Raw genomic sequence first — 20,367 nt, 5'->3', positions numbered from 1 at the left:
GCTAAATTTTTGGTAAACAAATTTGATGCAGAACTTCCTATTGGCACACAGAAGAGCATTTTACAATTTTTCAACTACTTATTTATCAGTGGTTTACATATTTAAAAAGTGTTGACCAGAAAAACACGTTTTCTCAAGAGAAGCAAAAATGCAAGTGCTTGATAATAAAGCACTTGCATTTTTAGATTATTGATATTTTGTAAATTTTTTAGTCCTCGACGGCGGCCTGGGCGGCGGCGAGGCGTGCGATGGGCACACGGAATGGAGAGCAAGATGCATAGTTCATGCCAATCTTAGCGCAGAACTTCACAGAGCTGGGCTCACCACCATGCTCACCACAGATACCGCAACGAAGCTCAGGACGAACCTCGCGACCTTCCTTAACAGCGAACTTGATGAGACGGCCAACACCCTCCTGGTCGAGAACCTGGAATGGGTCAACCTTCAGGATCTTCTTATCGAGGTATACAGGCAGGAACGAAGCGATATCGTCGCGGCTGTAACCGAAGGTCATCTGTGTCAAGTCGTTAGTACCGAATGAGAAGTACTGAGCCTCTGAAGCAATCAGATCAGCTGTCAGGGCAGCACGAGGAATCTCGATCATTGTACCGATCTCGAACTCAACCTCAACACCCTCAGCAGCGAATACCTCCTTAGCAGCGCTCTGGATAACTTCCTTCTGCTGCTTGAGCTCGTTGATAGTACCAATCAGAGGAACCATGATCTCAGGCATAGGATTCTTACCCTCCTTCTTCAGCTCACAAGCAGCACCCAGGATAGCCTTTGTCTGCATAGCAGTGATCTCAGGGAAGGTGATACCCAGACGGCAACCACGGTGACCCAGCATTGGGTTGTTCTCAGCCAGTGAGTCAACACGACGCTTGATATCCTCTACGCTAACACCCATTTCCTTAGCCATAGTCTCCTGACCAGCCAGATCGTGGGGAACGAACTCGTGGAGAGGGGGATCAAGCAGACGGATGTTCACGGGCAGACCGTCCATAGCCTCAAGGATACCCTTGAAGTCAGCCTTCTGGTAAGGCAGCAGCTTAGCCAGAGCTTTCTCACGTCCGGCAACGCTGTCGGCCAGAATCATCTCACGCATAGCAACAATCTTCTTGTCCTCGAAGAACATGTGCTCAGTACGTGTAAGACCGATACCCTTAGCACCGAACTCACGAGCGAGTTGAGCGTCACGAGGAGTATCAGCATTGGTACGAACCTGCAGCTTGGTGTATTTGTCGCAGAGGTCCATCAGCTCCTTGAAGTCACCAGACAACTCAGCAGCCTTGGTAGTAACCTCGCCAGCATAAACCTGACCAGTTGTACCGTTCAGAGAGATGAAGTCACCCTCCTTATATACTACACCGTCGATCTCGACAGTCTTGTCCTTATAGCTTACATTCAGGGCACCTACACCAGATACGCAGCACTTACCCATACCACGGGCAACCACAGCAGCGTGAGAGGTCATACCACCACGTGCAGTCAGGATACCCTCTGCAGAAGCCATACCAGCGAGGTCCTCAGGAGATGTCTCGATACGAACGAGGATGACCTTATGACCATCGTTGTGCCAGGTCTCAGCGTCGTCAGCGTGGAATACAATCTGACCGCAGGCAGCACCAGGAGAAGCAGGCAGACCCTGAGCGATAACCTTAGCCGAAGCCAAAGCCTTCTTATCGAATACGGGGTGCAACAGCTCATCGAGCTTCTGAGGCTCGCAGCGCAGGATGGCAGTCTTCTCGTCGATCATACCCTCGTGGAGCAAGTCGATAGCAATCTTCACCATAGCAGCACCTGTACGCTTACCGTTACGTGTCTGGAGGAACCAGAGCTTGCCCTCCTGTACGGTGAACTCCATATCCTGCATATCGTGATAGTGATGCTCCAGTTTATCCTGGATACCATTCAGTTCAGCATAGATCTCAGGCATTGCCTCCTCCATTGAAGGATACTTGGCTACGCGCTCCTCCTCAGAGATACCAGCGCGCTCAGCCCAACGCTGAGAACCAATCTTTGTGATCTGCTGTGGAGTACGGATACCAGCCACAACGTCCTCACCCTGTGCGTTCACCAGATACTCACCGTTGAACAGGTTCTCACCGTTAGCAGCGTCACGGCTGAAGCATACACCAGTAGCAGAGGTATCACCCATATTACCGAATACCATAGCCATTACTGATACGGCTGTACCCCACTCGTCGGGGATTCCTTCCATCTTACGATAGAGAATAGCACGCTCGTTCATCCAAGAGCGGAACACAGCGCAGATAGCACCCCACAACTGCTCGATAGGATCGTTGGGGAAGTCCTTACCAGTGCGCTCCTTGATGGCAGCCTTGAACAGCTTAACCAACTTCTTCAGGTCCTCAACAGAGAGATCCTTGTCCAGAACAACACCGCTCTCCTTCTTCACCTTCTCAATGATTTCCTCGAATGGGTCGATATCTGTCTTGTTAACGGGCTTCATCTCCAGCACCACGTCACCGTACATCTGTACGAAACGACGATAAGAGTCGTATACGAAGTGAGGATTATTTGTCTTAGCGGCCATACCCTCAGCCACCTCGTCGTTCAGACCCAGGTTCAGGATAGTATCCATCATACCAGGCATTGAAGCACGGGCACCAGAGCGTACAGAAACCAACAGAGGATTCTTAGCATCACCGAACTTGCAATTCATCAAGTTCTCAATATGTTTTACAGCTGCCATTACGTCATCGTTCAGCAACTCCATAATCTTCTGCTGTCCAACTTGATAATATTCATTACAGCAGTCAGTAGTAATTGTAAAACCAGGAGGAACAGGAACACCGATGTGGTTCATCTCAGCAAGGTTAGCGCCCTTACCGCCGAGTTCCTCACGCATCTTTGCATTACCTTCGGCCTTACCGTTGCCGAAGAGGTAAACTCTCTTTTGACTCATTAATTTGGATATTTAAGATTATTATATAAAGTTATTGTATTTCGAATTGTGCAAAGTTAGTAGAATTTTTGCACATTACCAAAGAAAACGGGCAAAAAATACAAAAAAAAATAATTATGCAGTGCGAATCGATTATTTTTTGTACCTTTGCATCGATTTCATTTTTATTTATATATAATATGGTAAAACACATTATTCTTTGGACACTAAACCCAGAATTGTCAGAAGAGGAGAAACAGACAGTAAAAGAAGGCATCAAAGCCGGACTTGAAGGCCTCGTAGGCAAGGTTCCCGGTTTGATTGACGTGAAAGTAAATATCAGCGGACGCCTGGCATCATCAAATGCCGACGTAATGCTCGACTCCACACTTGAGTCAGAAGAGGCACTGAAAGGCTATGCCCAGCATCCTGAGCATGTAGCAGTAGCCAACGGCAAGGTACGTCCTTACACCGTCCAGCGTGCTTGTCTGGACTTTGAAATCTAATTGATAATTGAACGCTCGGCTTTGCCGCTTTTACAAAGGCGGAACGCCGACTAAAAGAATTGACAATTGATAATGGCGAGAAGCAAGAAACCATTACCCCTGTTAGAAGGCGTTACCATTGAGGCTGTTGCTGCCGAAGGTAAATGCCTGTTCCACTGGAACGACCTGGTGGTCTTCGTACCATTCTGCGTGCCTGGTGACGTTTGCGACATCCAGATTCGCCGCAAGAAGCACTCTTTTGCCGAGGGCGAGGTGGTGCGCTTTGTAGAATACAGCAAGGTGCGCGCCGTTCCTTTTTGCAAGCACTTCGGTGTATGCGGTGGATGCAAATGGCAGAACCTGCCCTATGAAGAACAGTTGAAGTTCAAGCAGCAGCAAGTATTTGACCAGCTACACCGTATCGGCAAAGTAGAACTGCCCGAGTTCCGCACTATTCTCGGGTCTGTAAAGACTCAGGAGTATCGTAACAAGCTGGACTTCGGTTGTGCCAACAAACGTTACCTGACGAAAGAGGAAATTACGGCACTGCCTAAGGATGAGAGTCAGAGCCTGAAGGATGTGCCCGCCATCGGTTTCCATATCACAGGTGCTTTCGATAAGATACTGCCTATCGAGAAGTGCTGGCTGATGGACGACCTGCATAATCAGATTCGCAATGACATCCGCGACTACGCCATGGAGCACGGCATATCGTTCTTCGACCTGCGCGCTCAGGTTGGTCTGTTGCGTGACATCATTATCCGCAATAGCGCCAGTGGTGAGTTGATGGTGATTATCCAGTTCCACTATGATGAGACGGGCGGCGAAAAAGAAGCACTCGACCTGTTGCAACACGTAGCCGACACCTTCCCACAGATCACGTCCTTACTCTACCTCGACAACCAAAAGTGCAATGACACCATTGGCGATCAGGACATCCTCGTGTTCAAGGGTACAGACCATATCTTTGAGCTCATGGAAGACCTGAAGTTCAAAGTAGGTCCAAAGTCATTCTATCAGACCAACACCGAGCAGGCCTACCACCTTTACAGTGTAGCACGTGAGTTCGCAGGATTGACAGGCAACGAGATGGTCTACGACCTCTACACCGGCACAGGAACCATTGCCAACTTCGTTGCCAAGAAAGCCAAGCAGGTGATTGGTATCGAGTATGTGCCAGAGGCTATCGAGGATGCAAAAATCAACTCCGAGATAAATGGCATCAGCAACACCCTGTTCTATGCTGGCGATATGAAGGATATCCTCACCGACGATTTTATCGCAGAGCACGGACGTCCAGATGTCATCATCACCGACCCCCCACGTGCCGGTATGCATCCAGACGTTGTGAAGACTATTCTGCGCGCAGCCCCCGACCGCATTGTATATGTATCGTGCAACCCTGCCACACAAGCTCGCGACCTGCAGGATTTGGACGAGCAGTACAAGGTGATAGAGGTGCAACCCGTAGATATGTTTCCTCACACCCCACATGTGGAGAATGTAGTCTTATTGAAGAAAAGATAAAAAAACAAAAAGCAAACAATATGAAGAAAGTATTATTAGCAGCCCTGATGATGGGCGCAACACTGGGCGCACAGGCTCAGAGCGAATGGTTTAAGAATGTGAAGTTCAGTGGTTACGGCATGGTGCAGTATCAAGCCAGTGACCAGGATGCTAAAGAGAACAATGGTTTCAACTTGCGCTTGGTTCGTATGGCATTAGAAGGCCGTGCCCACGAGGATTTTTATTGGAAGGTACAGATGCAGATCAATGGTAACACCTACGATCCTGACAAGTCTTCAACCGACATTCGTCTGGTTGACCTCTTTGGTGAGTGGCAGAAGTACGAGTTCTTCAAGGTGAAGGCAGGTCAGTTCAAGCGTCCCTTCACATTCGAGAACCCCATGCACCCTATCACACAGGGCTTCATGAGCTACTCTCAAAACGTCAGCAAGTTGGCTGGTTTCTCTGACCGCTGTGGCGGCAACGCTTCAAATGGTCGTGACATCGGTGTTCAGATTCAGGGTGACTTCCTCAAGAATGCCGAAGGTCGCAACCTGCTGCACTATCAGGTAGGTGCTTTCAATGGTGAGGGCATCAACCAGAAGGATAAGGACAACCGCAAGGACATCATCGGTGGAATGTGGGTAATGCCCGTTAAGGGTATGCGCATTGGTGCTTTCGGATGGACTGGTAGTCGTGCCGGTGTTGGCGAGAAGAATCGCTACGCCCTCTCAGGCGAATATGCCCAGAACGACTGGACCTTCCGCACGGAGTATATCCACAGCCAGGGTTGGAATGCAGCCCACACCAGCGACAAGGCCGATGGTATCTATGCCCTTTGCATTGCTCCTATCCAGAAGAACAAGATGCACGTAAAGGCTCGCTACGACCTCTACCGCGAGGCCAAGGAATGGGGACAGTCAAAGACCATGTATGAGGTTGGTGCTGACTACATGTTCACCAAGAACTTGCAGATCAACCTGGAGTATGCCCGTGTGAACGACCGCACCATCGCCAACGCCGACAAGCACAACTACAACATGGTTGACGTGGAGCTTGACTTTAGGTTTTGAGGTTTAAGATTTGAGGTTTGAGGTTTAGTAGATGAAGACTATTGAGAATAATATCTATGATATTGCAAGCGACTTTGCCATAAGGATTGTCAACCTGTATAAGTATCTTACAGATGAGAAACATGAATATGTCATGTCAAAGCAGATTCTCAGATCAGGAACTAGTATCGGAGCCAACTCGTTCGAAGGAAAAAATGCCCAAAGTAGAGCTGATTTTTGCAACAAAATGAGTATCGCCTTAAAAGAGGCTGGAGAAACAGGGTTCTGGTTAGACCTAATCCACAAATCAAAATACATCGATGATTCTCAATTCGAATCATTGTATGCCGATTGGAATCGAATATATGCAGTACTCATCAAAATTGTTAAAACGACAAAAAACATAAAAGAATGAAACCTCAAATCTCAAACCTCAAACCTCAAATCTCAAACCTCAAACCTCAAATCTCAAAGATACTATTGATTTACACCGGTGGTACCATCGGTATGAACCACAACCCACAGACAGGTGCTCTGGAGCCATTTGACTTCGAGCACCTGCTTAGTAGGGTGCCAGAGCTGACTCAGTTTCAGACCGAGATAGCCACCCATCAGTTCAACCCGCCCATCGACTCCAGCGACATGTCGCCAAAGCTCTGGACAGAGTTGGCACATATCATTGCCGATCATTACGAGGAGTACGACGGTTTTGTGATTTTGCACGGCACAGACACAATGGCCTACACAGCCTCTGCCCTGTCGTTCATGCTCGAGAACCTCACCAAGCCCGTTATACTCACTGGTTCACAGCTGCCTATCGGCCAGTTGCGTACCGATGGCAAGGAGAACCTCATCACCAGCATCGAGATTGCTGCCGCCCGTCGTCAGGACGGCACGGCGATGGTGCCCGAAGTAGGCATCTATTTCAATGGTCACCTGATGCGCGGCAATCGCACCACCAAACAGAGTGCTGATGAGTTCGATGCCTTCGAGTCATTCAACTATCCCCATCTGGCGGATGCAGGTGTAGAGATCACCTATCACGACGAGTACATCCATCGTCCATCAGCCATCCGTCTTCAGAACCCATCCCTCACCCCACAGTTCCGCCTCGACAACAACGTGATTATCTTCTCACTGTTCCCAGGCATCCGTGAGGATTTGATTCGTCATATCATTGCCACACCCAATCTGCGCGCCATAGTGATGCGTACCTTCGGCTCTGGCAATGCGCCCCAGAACCCCTGGCTGATCAGCGCCCTGCGTGAAGGCACCCGCAGAGGCAAGGTCATCATCAATATCAGTCAGTGTCTGCAAGGCTGTGTGGAGATGGGACGCTACGACACTGGCTACCAACTTCAGGAAGCCGGCGTCATCAGCGGCTACGACGGCACCGTAGAGGCAGCAGTCACCAAACTGATGTATCTGCAAGGAAAATATGATGATCCAGAGCAGGTGCGGAAATTTATGAAACAGAGTATCTGTGGAGAGATAACGGTGTAATTTATCATAAAAAAAAGAGTGTCACCCTATTGTGACACTCTTTTTTATATTCATCTTATTAACATACTTATGGAAGCTGAATAGACTCGGTAAATCCACTCCACAAGGTTGCTAATTTTCCATTATATACTACCAGTCCATACATACTGAAATTCAATACATTACCTACACGAGCCATTTCCTCAGAATAGAAATAGACCATGCCATAGCTACTATGCTTATAACCCATCTTCTGAGGCTCAAAAGCAACAAGACTGTTACCATCATCACTCAGTTCAAACTGGATGTCATAGCCTTTGTAAAGACAATCAGGAAGTTTGTATACATTTGTTCCTTTTGCACGTAAAACAGGCTGTTCCCAGCTGTCCTCAAAGAGTTCTGACGTGTAAACACCCGTACCAAGCTCTTCCCAATCGTAGTCACACATCACAGTGACAGTTGTTGTAGCATTAATTGAACCTCCAACAATCGTATCAGCGGTAGCAACGTCTTCATCGCTAAGTGTCAGTTTACAAGTATAGGTTGTACCAGGCTCCATACCAGCAGCGTCAATAGAGACAGTTGTTGACCACTCACCAGCTGCAAAGGTTGCAGTACCACCATTCTTATCTGTCAGTACAGTACCATCTTCTGTAGAGAAAGTATAATGTACCGTATATTCAGATGCCGTATTAGAACGAGTTATAGCAACAGGTACAGTAACTGAAGACGCTTTTGTTACAACAGTATTTGGCTCTGCATTCTCAAATGAGATGTTTTGAGCCGACGTGGTATAAGTAGTGCCCACGTTATCCGTATCACAAGCAGTAAGCATCATACCTGCGAATAAGGCCAAGCCTAATATATATTTCTTCATAATAAATCTCATTATTTTACATTATTATTAATCAAATGGATTCTGATCCTTACTATCATCCATATTTGCATTGCCATCGAACTCAGCCTGAGGAATAACCATCACCCACTTGTAGCTCTCAGGATTACTTGTGGCAGCATTCAACTTAGCTGATGCTGCAGCTGAAGGATGACCATCGGCTGTGCTACGTACGAAGCCCTGATGCAAACGGCGGATATCATAGATACGACCGAACTCACCCCACAACTCAATACGACGCTGTTTGATGATTTCCTCACGCAGTGAGCCACTTGCCAAATCGGTTGTTGCAGACATTGCTGTACCAGTCTTTGCGCAAGTATAATCAGGATCACGATAAGCCATCAAGGCCTTCAATGTATTCTGAGCATCAACATCATTACCCAGCATACACTCGGCCTCAGCCTTTGCCAGATACATTTCCTCAACACGCATGAAGATATAGTCACCTTCCCATGTAGCATAGTTCACGAACTTGAACTTCTCCTGCTGGTAACCATTGTCACCATTTGCAGGATCCTCAGGGTTCCACCAAGCACGACGGGCATCGTTAGCACCCATCTTGTTGTAAAGGCCCCTGGTTATCTGCTGACGGGCAGACGCACCATATTTTCCCTGATCAGCATCCATATGAGTGAAGAAGCCTGCATAACCTGTGGTCTGGTCAGCAATGATGTTCATACCCCACATCACGTTAGATGCAGACACTTTGTTAAGTCCGGCAAACTGGCCAACTTCTATGATATTAATCTTCTCCTTCTTAGCCTCGGCAATAGCCTTGGTAGAATAAGTCAGAACATCATCCCATTTCTCCTCTACCTGTGCGATACGTGCGTGCAGACCGTAAGCTACAGCCAAATTGATGTGTGACTTGCTATTGCGATCGTGTTCCGTAGCAGAGAGCAGTTCCTCAGCCTTCTTGATGTCGCTGTCAATCTGCTCATATACCTTAGCAACAGTCTCACGAGCCTTACCCTGCGTATCCTTTGTAGTGGGCTCCGTGTAGATAGGTACACAAGGTTCCGTCTCATGACCTACCAGAGTACGTGAATACCACTGAGCCAGCATGAAATAGCTGAAGGCACGGATAGCGTAAGCCTGACCAACAACATAATTCACGTCTGAAGGGTCGCCAGTCATTGTCTTTTCAGCCGTTGTCACATAGTTGGCATTGGCAATCAGCGTATAGAAGAAATTCCACACACCATAAGGACGACCCTGTGTATGAGTATAGTCACCCTTCACATCATAGAGATAGTCATAGTAGAACCAACCACTACCAGACTTTGCCTGAATGTGGTCTTCACCCATCAGGTCGGCAGCCAGGTTGATAGCAGAGAGTCCAAATTCCTCATGCTCCCATCCTGTTGTATAACCAGTGGTGTACATTGTACGGTAGATACCATCAATAGCTGCAATAGCACTACCTGCAGAGCCTGTCATCTTCTCTGTTGCAACAGAGGTAGAAGGCGTGGTGTCCAACTGATCATCTGAGCAAGCAGTCAACATGGTTGCACCAAGCAAGCCCATCAGTGTATATTTATATATTGCTTTCATATTTTATTCCTTTCTTTTTTGTATTAGAAATTAACTTCAATACCCATGGTCAGCGTCTTATTCGGTGAGTAAGAATAAGTAGTGCCACCACTGAAATTATACTGAGGATCCATACCGTCAAGATGACTGAACAGAGCCACATTATCGAAAGAACCATAAACCTTCACACCACCCAGGCTAGCCTTGCTAACCAAAGACTTTGGAAGAGTATAGCTCAGAGTAATGTTCTTAATGGCGAAGTAAGAAGCGTTGATCAGATAACGATCGGTCACGTGAACATTCTCTTTAATTCCTACACGAGGAACGTCGGTAATATCACCTGGCTTCTGCCAGCGACGCAGCACATTCTTATTCCAAGTAGAACTGAGATAGCTCAGGTTCATTGAGTTGTAATACATGTTGTCCAGCACTTTACCACCAATTGAGTAAGTTGTCAGGATTGACAGGTTGAAGCCTTTATAGCTGACATCAGTACCAATGCTACCATACAAATCTGGAATACGAGAACCCATCTCATAACGGCAAGAAGATGCTTCTGAATAGCTATCACTGATACGCTCGTTCACACGGTTGCCATCAGCATCAGTGTCGTAAACCCAGTAGAGCTGCTTACCAGTAGCAGGATCCACACCTGCACTCTTACGCAGATAGAATGTATTCAGAGGCAGACCTTCCTTGATGATATAGCTACCAGAAAGAATCTCAGGTGACTCAGCAGTCAGCTTGGTAACCTCGTTCTTGATAGTAGAACCCATCCAAGAAACATTCCATTCGAAGTCCTGGAAGCGAACGGGAGTACCAGACAGCTCGAACTCAAAACCAGAGTTCTTCATGTTACCCACGTTAGCAGAGTAACCAGAGAAACCAGTTGAAACAGCCATTGGGTAGTCGAGCAACATATCAGTTGTCTTACGAACATAGTATTCTGCACTGAAGCGGATACGACGATCCAGAAGAGTACCCTCCAAGCCAATGTTTAGGTTTGAGTTCTTCTCCCAAGACACCTCGTTGTTCTGCAGTGTAGAGAGCACAGCACCCACAGTGTTGGCATTAGGATAGGCCACACTTGACAGACCCTGCCATACATAATAGTTAGAATTACCATCGGCATCGAGGATGTCATCGTTACCCTGCTCACCATAGCTCAGTTTGAGTGACAGGTTGTCCACCCATTTCACATCCTTCATGAACTCCTCGCTTGAGATACGCCAGTTACCACCCAGAGACCAGAAAGTACCAGTGCGGTTACCGCTCTTAAAGCGTGAAGAAGCATCAGAACGCAGAGAAGCAGAGAAATAATACTTATCGTCGTAGTTATAGTTGAAACGACCCAGCCAAGAGTTGATGCGATAATCCAAAGAATAGCTGTCAGCATCCTTCAGAGTGGCACCTGGACGAAGCTCCAGCAGTCCGCTCATCAAACCAGAACGCTCTGCATCCATGAATTTGTAGTTATAAGCATAGAACTCGTGACCTGCAAGAACATCGAAAGAGTGCTTGTCAAAAGAACGGCTCCAAGTCAGCAGCTGGTTGAAAGTGTAGCTCTGAGTACGCATGCTGTACTTGGTGAGCAAACCACCAGAAGCAGCCTGGTTACCATGCTCCATATTCATATAACGCATACGGTTATTGTTGTCATAGTCGAAACCGAAGTTGATAGCCAGCTTCAGGCCTTTTGCCCAACCCATCTTATCGTCGTCGCTACCGAATACCAAACCAGAACGCATACCTGCTACGTCACGACGGATGTCAGCCTTGTCGAGCATCAGCATACCCAGTGAGCTATGGTCGCTCATTGAACCTGGACGCTGGTCGCCATTAGCAAGAGCCTCACCCCAATCGTACTCAATCTGACCATTTCTATAGACAGACTTACCCTCTGCATCTTTCAGGTATACAGGGAACAAGGGATTGACAAACTGAGCTGTGTACCATACGTTTGAATATGAAGTACCATCATAGTCGCTGAAGTTTGAAATAGAGTGAGCCACGTTCAAACCAACATTAGCACGGAACCAGTCGTTCACCTTTGTATCCACATTCACGCGGGCGTTATAACGCTGGAAAGAAGTGGTTTTCAAGATACCATCCTCGTTCAGGTAACCCAGTGACATAGCATACTTAGTCTTCTCGTTACCACCACTCAGAGAGAGCTGATGCTCATGACGCAGAGCGTTGTCGCGTGTTACGGCATCAAGCCAATCCTCATTCCATGCAGACTTTGCGTCTGTGCGAACCTGACCTGTAGCGGGGTCGATAATCTGATCCCAAGTATAGTTCTTGAAGGGGTTGTAGCTCTCGCCACCGAGTTCGCTGCCGAGACTGGCGCGTGCAATAGCCTCTGCATCAGTCCAAGATGCGCCGCCATCCCACTCAGCATTACGCAGAGCCTCGTAAACCAACTGAGTAAACTCAGTCTGGCTGACATTCTGGTAACGCTTATTAGCACGGTTTGACCAACCTACGTTAGAACGCCAAGTCACGTTAGTTTTACCCTCCTGACCTCTCTTGGTAGTAATCATCACTACACCATTGGCACCACGAGCACCATACAGAGCGCCAGAAGAAGCATCCTTCAGCACGGTCATAGACTCAATATCTGAAGGGTTCAGTGATGCCAGACTACCATCGTAAGGAATACCATCAACCACATAAAGAGGTGCGCTTGAAGCATTGATAGAACCGAAACCACGTACGCGGATACTAGGCGAAGAACCAGGCTGACCAGAACCAGAAGTCATCTGAACACCAGTCACGTTTCCTTCCAATGCCTTTGTTACACTCGTTACAGGGCGAAGTTCTACGTCCTCTGCACTGATGCTCTGGGCAGAACCCGTGAATGAAGACTTCTTCTGTGTGCCATAAGCCACAACGATGACTTCATCCAGAGCCTTGTTGTTAGAGACCAAGCTAATACGCATGTTGGGACGAGCAGTCACATCCTGCGTAACCATACCAATGTATGATACGCGCAAGGTTTTCTTGCCTGCAGGTACAGTCACTGAGAACTGACCATTGGCATTTGTCACAGCACCTGTGCTGGTTCCTACAACCAGGACCGTTGCACCCACTACGGGTTGTCCGTCATCTTGAGACACAACGGTACCACTGACTTTTGTCTGAGCCAATACTCCTCCTACCAGAAGGAATAAGCCCACTAACATTGTCATTAGTCTTTTTTCCATAAATCTCTCTCGTTTTTTAAGTTAATTGTTAAAGTATTATTATATTATCAATATTGTTCGCGCGTACATCGCTTTCTTTTCACTAATTTTTCCTATCAGCGTGCAAAAATACGTAAGAATTATTAAATATACAAATAAAATGCCAAAAAAGTTTCAAAAACGTACAAATTCTGTCAATTTATTATTGATTATGCACATTTTCGCTTAATTTGTGTACCACTTTGAAAGATTTTTATGGCAGATGTTTGCATTTCGTAACATAGAGTAAAATTGAAGAATCAGTCACCCTAAAATATCGGGGCGCGCATATATATAGCTGAATTCATGAATTGACTCGAGTGATTTCATGAATTGACTCGAGTCAATCGATGATTTCACACGAGTGAAGTTTTTGAGGGAATCGTGTGATGATTAGGCTCAATCATAAAAAAAAATACGACCTTTATTTTTTTATTCGGAAACTAATTCGTAACTTTGTGGCTGAGAAATAAAACTAACCCAATTATTCACTAAACAAACACTTACAGAAATGAAAGATTTGAAAGGAACAAAGACAGAGAAAAACCTGCAGGAAGCTTTTGCAGGCGAGAGTCAGGCACGCAACAAGTACACCTACTATGCTTCAAAAGCAAAGAAGGATGGTTTTGTACAGATTAGTAATATCTTCCTGGAGACAGCTGCTAATGAGAAGGAGCATGCTGAGATATGGTTTAAATACCTGAATGGTGGCAAGATCAACGACACAATGGCCAACCTTGAGGATGCAGCCAACGGTGAGAACTTCGAGTGGACAGACATGTATGCCCGCATGGCCGAGGAGGCTGACGAAGAGGGTTTCAAGGAGATTGCCGCAAAGTTCAGAATGGTAGCAAAGATCGAGAAAGAGCACGAGGAGCGTTATCGCAAGTTGCTCGACAACGTCAAGAAGGAGTGTGTATTCTCCAAAGACAACGACGTTATCTGGCAGTGCAGCAACTGCGGACATATCATCATCGGCAAGAAGGCACCCGAGATTTGTCCCGTCTGCGATCATCCCAAGGCTTACTTCCAGGTAAAGGCAGAAAACTATTAATTAAAAGAAAAAGCGGTTAGGCAAATGTCTAACCGCTCTTTTTTATCTTTAGCCCAACAGAATCTGTACGATACGTTCTGCCGTACGACCATCCCATCGGTCAGGAAGGGCACATTTCTTCCATTGTCCGGCCTCGATACGCTGCATCTCCTCCTTCAGTCGCTGAGGATCTTCACCCACCAGGACATTACTACCTACGCTGACCGTCTCCTGATGCTCTGTATAGCTGTTCAGCGTGATACAAGGCACACTGTTGAACGTAGCTTCCTCGGCTACATTACCACTATCCGTGATGATACCCTTGGCATGAGCCGTCAACCAACCGAATTCAAGATAACTCAGGGAGGGTTGAGGTTTCAGGTTTGAAACTTGAAACCTGAAACCTGAAACCACTTCAAGAGCTTTGCCTCGCAAAGGCGCAATGATAGGTGTACCGCCTGCAGCCTCGGACATGGCAATAAGCATCTTCTTCAACTTATCCTCATCGGCTAAGAGCGCCTTTCTGTTTACAGTAAACACGAAATATGAGCCCGGTTCTATATCCAAAGCTGGTTTTTGCAGACGCTGATGATTAAAGCGGAGGGTATCCATCAGGATATTTCCCACCATATAAGTATTGTTGCTATCCGACTGTTCGCGTGCAGCCACACTATTACTGCGTGTGCCGGCCGTAAAGAGATAGTCGCTGAGGGCATCAATAACCAGGCGGTTCACCTCCTTAGGCATATTCATATCAAACGAACGGGTGCCTGCCACAAGATGTGCCAGTTTGATGCCTCGTTTCTTGGTAACGATAGCAGCCGCCATCGTAGAGGCAAGGTCGTCGACCACAATCACCACATCAGCAGGATTCTCCTCCAGATAAGCATCAAAATGAGCCATCACCCTACTGGTTATCTCATTCAGGATGGTACTGTCGACACCAAAGAACACAGACGGGCGCGGCATCTGCAAATCATCGAAGAGCGAGGTCTCCAAAGTAGGATCGTCCTCACGACCAGTATATACCAGTTCATACTCGGCACCCTCAGCCTTCTCAATGGCACGAATCAGAGGTGCCACCTTCACAAAATTAGGGCGTGCGCCCGCAACAATACAAATATTTTTCATAGCGGTAGCAAATTATTCTCTTTTCACTATTCACTTTTCCTTTAACAGTCTGTCGATCTCGTCAAACTGCTTACCCATATTCAGATTCAGGTAGATACGATAGAGCACAGGAGCCCACTTAGCCTTCTCCTTGGGCATCAGTTTGCGATAGTGCTCCATAAAAGGACAGGCCTTCTGATAAGCCTGGCGCATCAGCTTCTTATCGCGCTTGTCGTTTTGACGTTCAGCTATATTGACATAAGCCGTACCAGCATTGAAATAAGGTTCGGCCAGATTTGGATTCAATTCTATGAGTCGCTCACTATACTTGATACTCTCCGCATAGCGCTCCATACGCAATAGCGTGGTGGACTTAGCAAAGAGAAACAGTTCGCTGGAGGGATTGACTGTCAGCGCACTATCAGTCAGCGCCAAGGCTTTCTCGTGCTGGCCCATATTGGCATAGGCGTCCATCAGGCGAGGGAAGAAATAATGGAACTGTGGATAACGGCGGAAGCCCTCTTCGAGGGTCTGCACATACAGTTCATCATCCTTGAGCAAGCGGCGGGCCTCAGCAATAAACTGCAGGGTAAAATCGGCCTTGGCCGTGTCCTGGAGCGCACGCTTACTGTAACGGAGCGTCAGCACAGGGTCTTGCTGTTTGTAGCCGCAATAGGTAGCCCAATAGGCCGCCTCAGACATACGAGTATCAAGGGAGTCGTAATGATAGGCCTGAAACAGAGGCTGACGGGCGCAGTCCAGATAGGCCTCATAATAGCGATAGGCATCAGCCCATTTATTCTTTCTCAACAGGAAAGAGCCCCCATTGAAGATATTAGGGCGCAGCGCATTTAGCTGTTGTGAGAGGCTCTTACGATTATCTGTTGTGAGACTGTCAAGTGTCTCTGCAATGGTCAGCATCTGAAGAGCCTTCGCAAAGAAAGATGCCGTATCGTATTGCTGTTTGAGATACAGTTTCTCGTTGCCCTGCTCATACTGTCCAAGCACGGCATCGTAGTAGGCCAGCCAGATACGCTTGTTGGTACGGTTGGTCGAGTCTTTCAGCAGAGCTGTCAATGTTTTCTCAGCATCTGCGTATTTGCCACTCTTGATAGACGACCGTGCCTGACTAAGCTCTTTCTTCTGAGCCATCAAGCACGGTGTCGTCATCAATAAGAGAAGCGTAACTGCAATGAGTTGCTTCATTCTCTAATTTAAAGGGTTGATATTATCGTCCGGCATTCACCAGGGCCTCCATCTCGTCAGACTTGGCCTTGTTGCCCAGCGAATAGTAAATCTGATAGAGAGGATATGCCCAGTTCACCTTCTCACGATCGGGATCCAGTTCTTTGGCACGCTCCAGGAATGACAGGGCATCGGTCAGGATAGCCTTCACCTTGTCGGCATTAGCCTTTGTCAGACCGCCAGTATTCTTGTCGGCCAACTTATCCTTCAGGTCGATGGCCTTACCATTCAGACATACACCAGCATTGAAGATACACTGGATGAAGGTAGGATCAATCTCGATAGCCTTCTTGTAAGACTCAACAGCATTGTCCCAGTCGCGCTCGTTCATCTGCACCTCACCCTTCAGGGCCCAAGCCATCTTGTTCTCAGCATTCAGAGCAATTTCTTCCTCAGCCCAAGCAGCCAGAGCCTTCTGGTTGTTTGAACGGGTATAGAACTCCATCAACAGGTTGAAGTAGCGTTCCTCCTCAGGATTGGCCTTGTGCAGATCCTTTACCGTGTTGACATAAGCCAGTGAGTCCTCGGCAGTCTTCATGGTCTCCTTCTTAGAGAAGAGCAGAATCTCGTTAGCCTCAGCAGCCTTCTTAGGATCCTGGGCTGCGATATGTGCATACTTCTCTGCAGTAGCGTAGTCTTTCTTCTGATAAGCCACCAGACCTGCATAGTAAGCAATCTCAGAACGATACTGGTCCTTGCTCAGGTCAGCCACATCAGCGAACCCCGTAAACAGTGGATTCTCAGGGCTGTCGATATAGAGCGACCACTTAGCAAGAGCACCGTCGAGGTTCTTGTGGTTATAGTCGAACAGACCGGCATTGATCAGGTTCAAGCGAACATTCATCATGCGCTGCTGGTTTCCCTGACGGTAGCGAATCTTTACCTTACCCTTCTCATTGGGCAGTACGTCATACTTATCGCACTCGATAGCAGCCTTCAGGGCCTCATAACAGGCATTGTTCATACCCAGGGTATCGAAAGCCACTTTCTTCTGAGCCACCTGATTCTTCAGGTTCTCCTCCTGAATGGCAGAGAACTTAGCAAACATAATATCAGCCTGAAGATTCCATGCTGCTGCCTTGTCTGTTGTCTCGCTTGAGGTGAGTGCAGGAGCCAACACCTGAGCGGCAGCATCAAAGTCACCTTTTGACTGCAGTTTCTTGGCTTCTTTCACCACTGCATCCTGTGCAAAGGCTGTGGTGGCAGCACCTGCCATCAGAGCCATAATCATTAGTTTTTTCATATTCATATTATTTATTAGTTAAACAGTTATTCGTTATTTGTTTCCTGGTTTTCTACTGCCTCCTGATTCTCCTGCTCCTCAGCCAGCTCCTCCTCAGTGGCTTTCTGCACCTTGCAGACGCTGGCAATGGTATCGTTCTTCTTGGTCAGGTTAATCAGACGGACGCCCTGAGTAGCACGACCCATGACACGTACCTCGCTGACATTCAGACGGATTAGGATTCCGCTCTTGTTGATAATCATCAGGTCGTTCTCGTCTGTCACCACCTTGATAGCCACCAGTCGGCCAGTCTTCTCTGTGATAGCGAGGGTCTTCACACCTTTGGTACCACGGTTGGTGATACGATAGTCCTCGATATCCGAACGCTTACCATAACCGTTCTCGCTGACCACCATGATGGTCTCGGTCTGAGGATCGTTCACGCATACCATGCCTACTACCTCGTCGTCGCCACCATCGAGACGCATACCAATCACACCCGTTGACACACGGCCCATGGTGCGAACAGCATCCTCGTTGAAGCGAACGGCACGTCCGTTGCGGTTGGCCAGCAGGATCTCGTTATGACCATTGGTCAGACGAACGCCTACTACCTGGTCGCCCTCGTTGATATTGATAGCACGAACACCGGCAGCACGCACGTTGCGGTAGTCGTACAGACAGGTCTTCTTGATAATACCCTGCTTGGTAGCAAACATCACGTAGTGTGTCTTCAGGAACTCCTCGTCGTTGAAGTTCTTGATGCGCAATACAGCATTGATAGCATCATCGGGCTCAATATTGAGCATATTCTGGATGGCACGACCCTTAGAGTTGCGGTCGCCCTCAGGAATCTCGTAGCACTTCTGCCAGTAGCAGCGTCCCTTCTGGGTGAAGAAGAGCAACGTGTTGTGCATGGTGGCAGGATAGATATACTCTGTGAAGTCGTTATCACGATGACGGGCACCCTTAGCACCCAAGCCACCACGACTCTGAGCATGGAAGTCGCTCAGCGGTGTGCGCTTGATATAACCCATGTGACTGATTGTAATCACCACGGGATCATCGGGATAGAAGTCCTCTGCATTGAACTCATGATCGAAGGGAATAATCTCCGTCTTACGCTCGTCGCCATACTTCTCCTTCACCTCCAGCAGGTCTTCCTTCATTACCTGCTTACAACGCTCAGGATTGTTCAGGATTTCTTCCAGGTCGGCAATGAGCTTCATCAAGTCGTCATACTCCTGATGCAACTGGTCAACACGCAGACCGGTCAACTGACTCAGACGCATATCCACGATTGCCTTTGACTGAAGCTCATCCAAATCGAAGCGCTTCTCCAAATTGCGCTGGGCATCGGTAGGCGTAGCAGACTGACGGATGATGTGCACCACCTCGTCAATATTATTCACTGCAATAATCAAGCCCTCCAGGATGTGAGCACGCTCCTGAGCCTTCTTCAAATCAAACTTCGTGCGACGGATAGTCACCTCATGACGGTGCTCAATGAAGTAGCGGATACACTCACGCAAGCTGAGCAACTTCGGACGCATCTTGCCATGAGTACCAGGGATGGGCACCAGGGCAATATTGTTCACAGAGAACGAGCTCTGCAGAGCTGTCATCTTGAACAGCTTGTTCAGAATCACATTGGCATTGGCATCGCGCTTCACGTCAACCACGATACGCATACCCTGACGACCAGATTCATCGTTGACATTTGAGATACCCTCAATCTTATGCTGGGTAGCCAGGTCAGCGATATAAGCCACGAGGTCGGCCTTGTTGACACCATAAGGAATCTCGGTCACCACAATCTTGTCGTGCTGCTCGCCAGCCTCAATCTCAGCCTTGGCACGCATCACGATACGGCCACGACCAGTCTCGTAAGCATCCTTCACGCCCTGCAGGCCATAGATATAGGCACCTGTAGGGAAGTCGGGACCGGGGATATATTGCATCAGGCCCTCGCAGTCAATCTCAGGATTATCGATAAAGGCGCAGCAACCGTCAATCACCTCACCCAGGTTATGGGTAGGCATATTCGTTGCCATACCTACGGCAATACCGTTAGCACCATTCACCAGCAGGTTGGGCACCTTGGTAGGCATCACGCTGGGCTCCAGCAAGGTATTGTCGAAGTTGGGGTCCATATCAACGGTATCCTTCTCCAGGTCGTCCATGATATGCTCACCCATCTTAGAGAGACGGCACTCCGTGTAACGCATGGCAGCAGGTGAGTCACCGTCAACCGAACCGAAGTTACCCTGACCGTCAACCAGCGTGTAGCGCATATTCCATTCCTGACCCATACGCACCAGGGCACCATATACAGATGAGTCGCCGTGGGGGTGGTACTTACCGAGCACCTCACCAACAACACGCGCACACTTCTTGTGTGGCTTGTCACTGGTATTACCAATACCCATCATACCATAAAGAATACGGCGATGCACAGGTTTAAATCCATCACGAACATCAGGAAGGGCACGGGCCACAATCACGGACATCGAATAGTCGATGTACGAAGACTTCATCTCTTCCTCGATGTTAATCTTCAAAATTCTGTCGTTGTCAATCGTCTGATCCACTTTTCTATCGTTTTACTTTTTTACCTTTTTACTCTTTTACTTTTTAGCCAAAATTGCGTTTAAGGCCATTTTTAAGCC

At 47.8% G+C, this 20,367-nt stretch carries 14 protein-coding genes; 6 read left to right on the top strand and 8 right to left on the bottom strand.

What is annotated here, in order from left to right; translation table 11 throughout:
• Positions 1-208: 208 nt before the first annotated feature.
• Positions 209-2,929 carry a pyruvate, phosphate dikinase gene (gene ppdK / locus L6468_RS03535; RefSeq protein WP_237795323.1) on the bottom strand — a complete coding sequence of 907 codons (2,721 nt, stop codon included), beginning with the start codon at positions 2,927-2,929 and terminating at the stop codon, positions 209-211.
• Between the two features lie 179 nt (positions 2,930-3,108).
• Here ppdK and L6468_RS03530 point away from each other — a divergent pair, with 179 nt between their 5' ends.
• The 5 genes from L6468_RS03530 to L6468_RS03510 all read left to right on the top strand — a co-directional run bounded on the left by L6468_RS03530 (position 3,109) and on the right by L6468_RS03510 (position 7,454).
• Positions 3,109-3,414 carry a Dabb family protein gene (locus L6468_RS03530; RefSeq protein ID WP_091814892.1) on the top strand — a complete coding sequence of 102 codons (306 nt, stop codon included), beginning with the start codon at positions 3,109-3,111 and terminating at the stop codon, positions 3,412-3,414.
• A 72-nt stretch (positions 3,415-3,486) separates the two neighbouring features.
• The gene (rlmD, locus tag L6468_RS03525) at positions 3,487-4,920 is read left to right on the top strand and encodes a 23S rRNA (uracil(1939)-C(5))-methyltransferase RlmD (protein WP_237795318.1); all 1,434 of its coding nucleotides are present in this window, start codon (positions 3,487-3,489) and stop codon (positions 4,918-4,920) included.
• A gap of 20 nt (positions 4,921-4,940) precedes the next feature.
• The gene (locus tag L6468_RS03520) at positions 4,941-5,972 is read left to right on the top strand and encodes a porin (RefSeq protein WP_237795308.1); all 1,032 of its coding nucleotides are present in this window, start codon (positions 4,941-4,943) and stop codon (positions 5,970-5,972) included.
• A gap of 31 nt (positions 5,973-6,003) precedes the next feature.
• Complete coding sequence (locus L6468_RS03515; RefSeq protein ID WP_091814901.1) at positions 6,004-6,366, top strand: four helix bundle protein; 363 nt, start codon at positions 6,004-6,006, stop codon at positions 6,364-6,366.
• Entirely contained in the window at positions 6,363-7,454 is a 1,092-nt protein-coding gene (locus L6468_RS03510; protein WP_237795307.1) for an asparaginase, read from the top strand. The genes L6468_RS03515 and L6468_RS03510 overlap by 4 nt, the downstream gene beginning before the upstream one ends.
• A gap of 67 nt (positions 7,455-7,521) precedes the next feature.
• Here L6468_RS03510 and L6468_RS03505 read toward each other — a convergent pair whose 3' ends face one another.
• The 3 genes from L6468_RS03505 to L6468_RS03495 are packed head-to-tail and all read right to left on the bottom strand — an operon-like array spanning position 7,522 to position 13,070.
• Positions 7,522-8,310, bottom strand: coding sequence for a Gmad2 immunoglobulin-like domain-containing protein (locus tag L6468_RS03505; protein ID WP_237795305.1), 789 nt, complete (start codon positions 8,308-8,310; stop codon positions 7,522-7,524).
• Positions 8,311-8,337: 27 nt separating this feature from the next.
• On the bottom strand, positions 8,338-9,885 hold the full coding sequence (locus L6468_RS03500) for a RagB/SusD family nutrient uptake outer membrane protein (RefSeq protein ID WP_237795302.1): 1,548 nt from the start codon (positions 9,883-9,885) through the stop codon (positions 8,338-8,340).
• Between the two features lie 23 nt (positions 9,886-9,908).
• Positions 9,909-13,070 (bottom strand): SusC/RagA family TonB-linked outer membrane protein, encoded by a 3,162-nt coding sequence (locus L6468_RS03495; protein ID WP_237795301.1) that lies wholly within the window; start codon positions 13,068-13,070, stop codon positions 9,909-9,911.
• A 529-nt stretch (positions 13,071-13,599) separates the two neighbouring features.
• Here L6468_RS03495 and rbr point away from each other — a divergent pair.
• Positions 13,600-14,142, top strand: a complete 543-nt coding sequence (rbr, locus tag L6468_RS03490) for a rubrerythrin (RefSeq protein WP_091814916.1) — start codon at positions 13,600-13,602, stop codon at positions 14,140-14,142.
• Positions 14,143-14,190: 48 nt separating this feature from the next.
• Here the strand turns inward: rbr and L6468_RS03485 are convergent, their stop codons facing one another.
• From L6468_RS03485 to gyrA, 4 genes are read right to left on the bottom strand one after another with little or no spacing between them, the layout of a single operon-like run.
• The gene (locus tag L6468_RS03485) at positions 14,191-15,252 is read right to left on the bottom strand and encodes a UDP-N-acetyl glucosamine 2-epimerase (protein WP_237795292.1); all 1,062 of its coding nucleotides are present in this window, start codon (positions 15,250-15,252) and stop codon (positions 14,191-14,193) included.
• 30 nt (positions 15,253-15,282) lie between these two features.
• On the bottom strand, positions 15,283-16,437 hold the full coding sequence (locus L6468_RS03480) for a tetratricopeptide repeat protein (RefSeq protein ID WP_143005695.1): 1,155 nt from the start codon (positions 16,435-16,437) through the stop codon (positions 15,283-15,285).
• A 22-nt stretch (positions 16,438-16,459) separates the two neighbouring features.
• Entirely contained in the window at positions 16,460-17,719 is a 1,260-nt protein-coding gene (locus tag L6468_RS03475; RefSeq protein WP_237795284.1) for a tetratricopeptide repeat protein, read from the bottom strand.
• Between the two features lie 26 nt (positions 17,720-17,745).
• Positions 17,746-20,235 (bottom strand): DNA gyrase subunit A, encoded by a 2,490-nt coding sequence (gene gyrA, locus L6468_RS03470; protein WP_237796640.1) that lies wholly within the window; start codon positions 20,233-20,235, stop codon positions 17,746-17,748.
• Between the last annotated feature and the right edge of the window lie 132 nt (positions 20,236-20,367).

It is taken from the genome of Prevotella communis (assembly GCF_022024115.1).
GTDB lineage: Bacteria > Bacteroidota > Bacteroidia > Bacteroidales > Bacteroidaceae > Prevotella > Prevotella communis.
This window is presented reverse-complemented; position numbering and strand designations above follow the sequence as displayed.

What these genes read in the sequence shown, in the direction of transcription:
- ppdK (WP_237795323.1), bottom strand. Translation starts at nt 2,929, where the DNA reads ATGAGTCAAAAGAGAGTTTACCTCTTCGGCAACGGTAAGGCCGAAGGT.
- L6468_RS03530 (WP_091814892.1), top strand. Translation starts at nt 3,109, where the DNA reads ATGGTAAAACACATTATTCTTTGGACACTAAACCCAGAATTGTCAGAA.
- rlmD (WP_237795318.1), top strand. Translation starts at nt 3,487, where the DNA reads ATGGCGAGAAGCAAGAAACCATTACCCCTGTTAGAAGGCGTTACCATT.
- L6468_RS03520 (WP_237795308.1), top strand. Translation starts at nt 4,941, where the DNA reads ATGAAGAAAGTATTATTAGCAGCCCTGATGATGGGCGCAACACTGGGC.
- L6468_RS03515 (WP_091814901.1), top strand. Translation starts at nt 6,004, where the DNA reads ATGAAGACTATTGAGAATAATATCTATGATATTGCAAGCGACTTTGCC.
- L6468_RS03510 (WP_237795307.1), top strand. Translation starts at nt 6,363, where the DNA reads ATGAAACCTCAAATCTCAAACCTCAAACCTCAAATCTCAAACCTCAAA.
- L6468_RS03505 (WP_237795305.1), bottom strand. Translation starts at nt 8,310, where the DNA reads ATGAAGAAATATATATTAGGCTTGGCCTTATTCGCAGGTATGATGCTT.
- L6468_RS03500 (WP_237795302.1), bottom strand. Translation starts at nt 9,885, where the DNA reads ATGAAAGCAATATATAAATATACACTGATGGGCTTGCTTGGTGCAACC.
- L6468_RS03495 (WP_237795301.1), bottom strand. Translation starts at nt 13,070, where the DNA reads ATGGAAAAAAGACTAATGACAATGTTAGTGGGCTTATTCCTTCTGGTA.
- rbr (WP_091814916.1), top strand. Translation starts at nt 13,600, where the DNA reads ATGAAAGATTTGAAAGGAACAAAGACAGAGAAAAACCTGCAGGAAGCT.
- L6468_RS03485 (WP_237795292.1), bottom strand. Translation starts at nt 15,252, where the DNA reads ATGAAAAATATTTGTATTGTTGCGGGCGCACGCCCTAATTTTGTGAAG.
- L6468_RS03480 (WP_143005695.1), bottom strand. Translation starts at nt 16,437, where the DNA reads ATGAAGCAACTCATTGCAGTTACGCTTCTCTTATTGATGACGACACCG.
- L6468_RS03475 (WP_237795284.1), bottom strand. Translation starts at nt 17,719, where the DNA reads ATGAAAAAACTAATGATTATGGCTCTGATGGCAGGTGCTGCCACCACA.
- gyrA (WP_237796640.1), bottom strand. Translation starts at nt 20,235, where the DNA reads ATGAAGTCTTCGTACATCGACTATTCGATGTCCGTGATTGTGGCCCGT.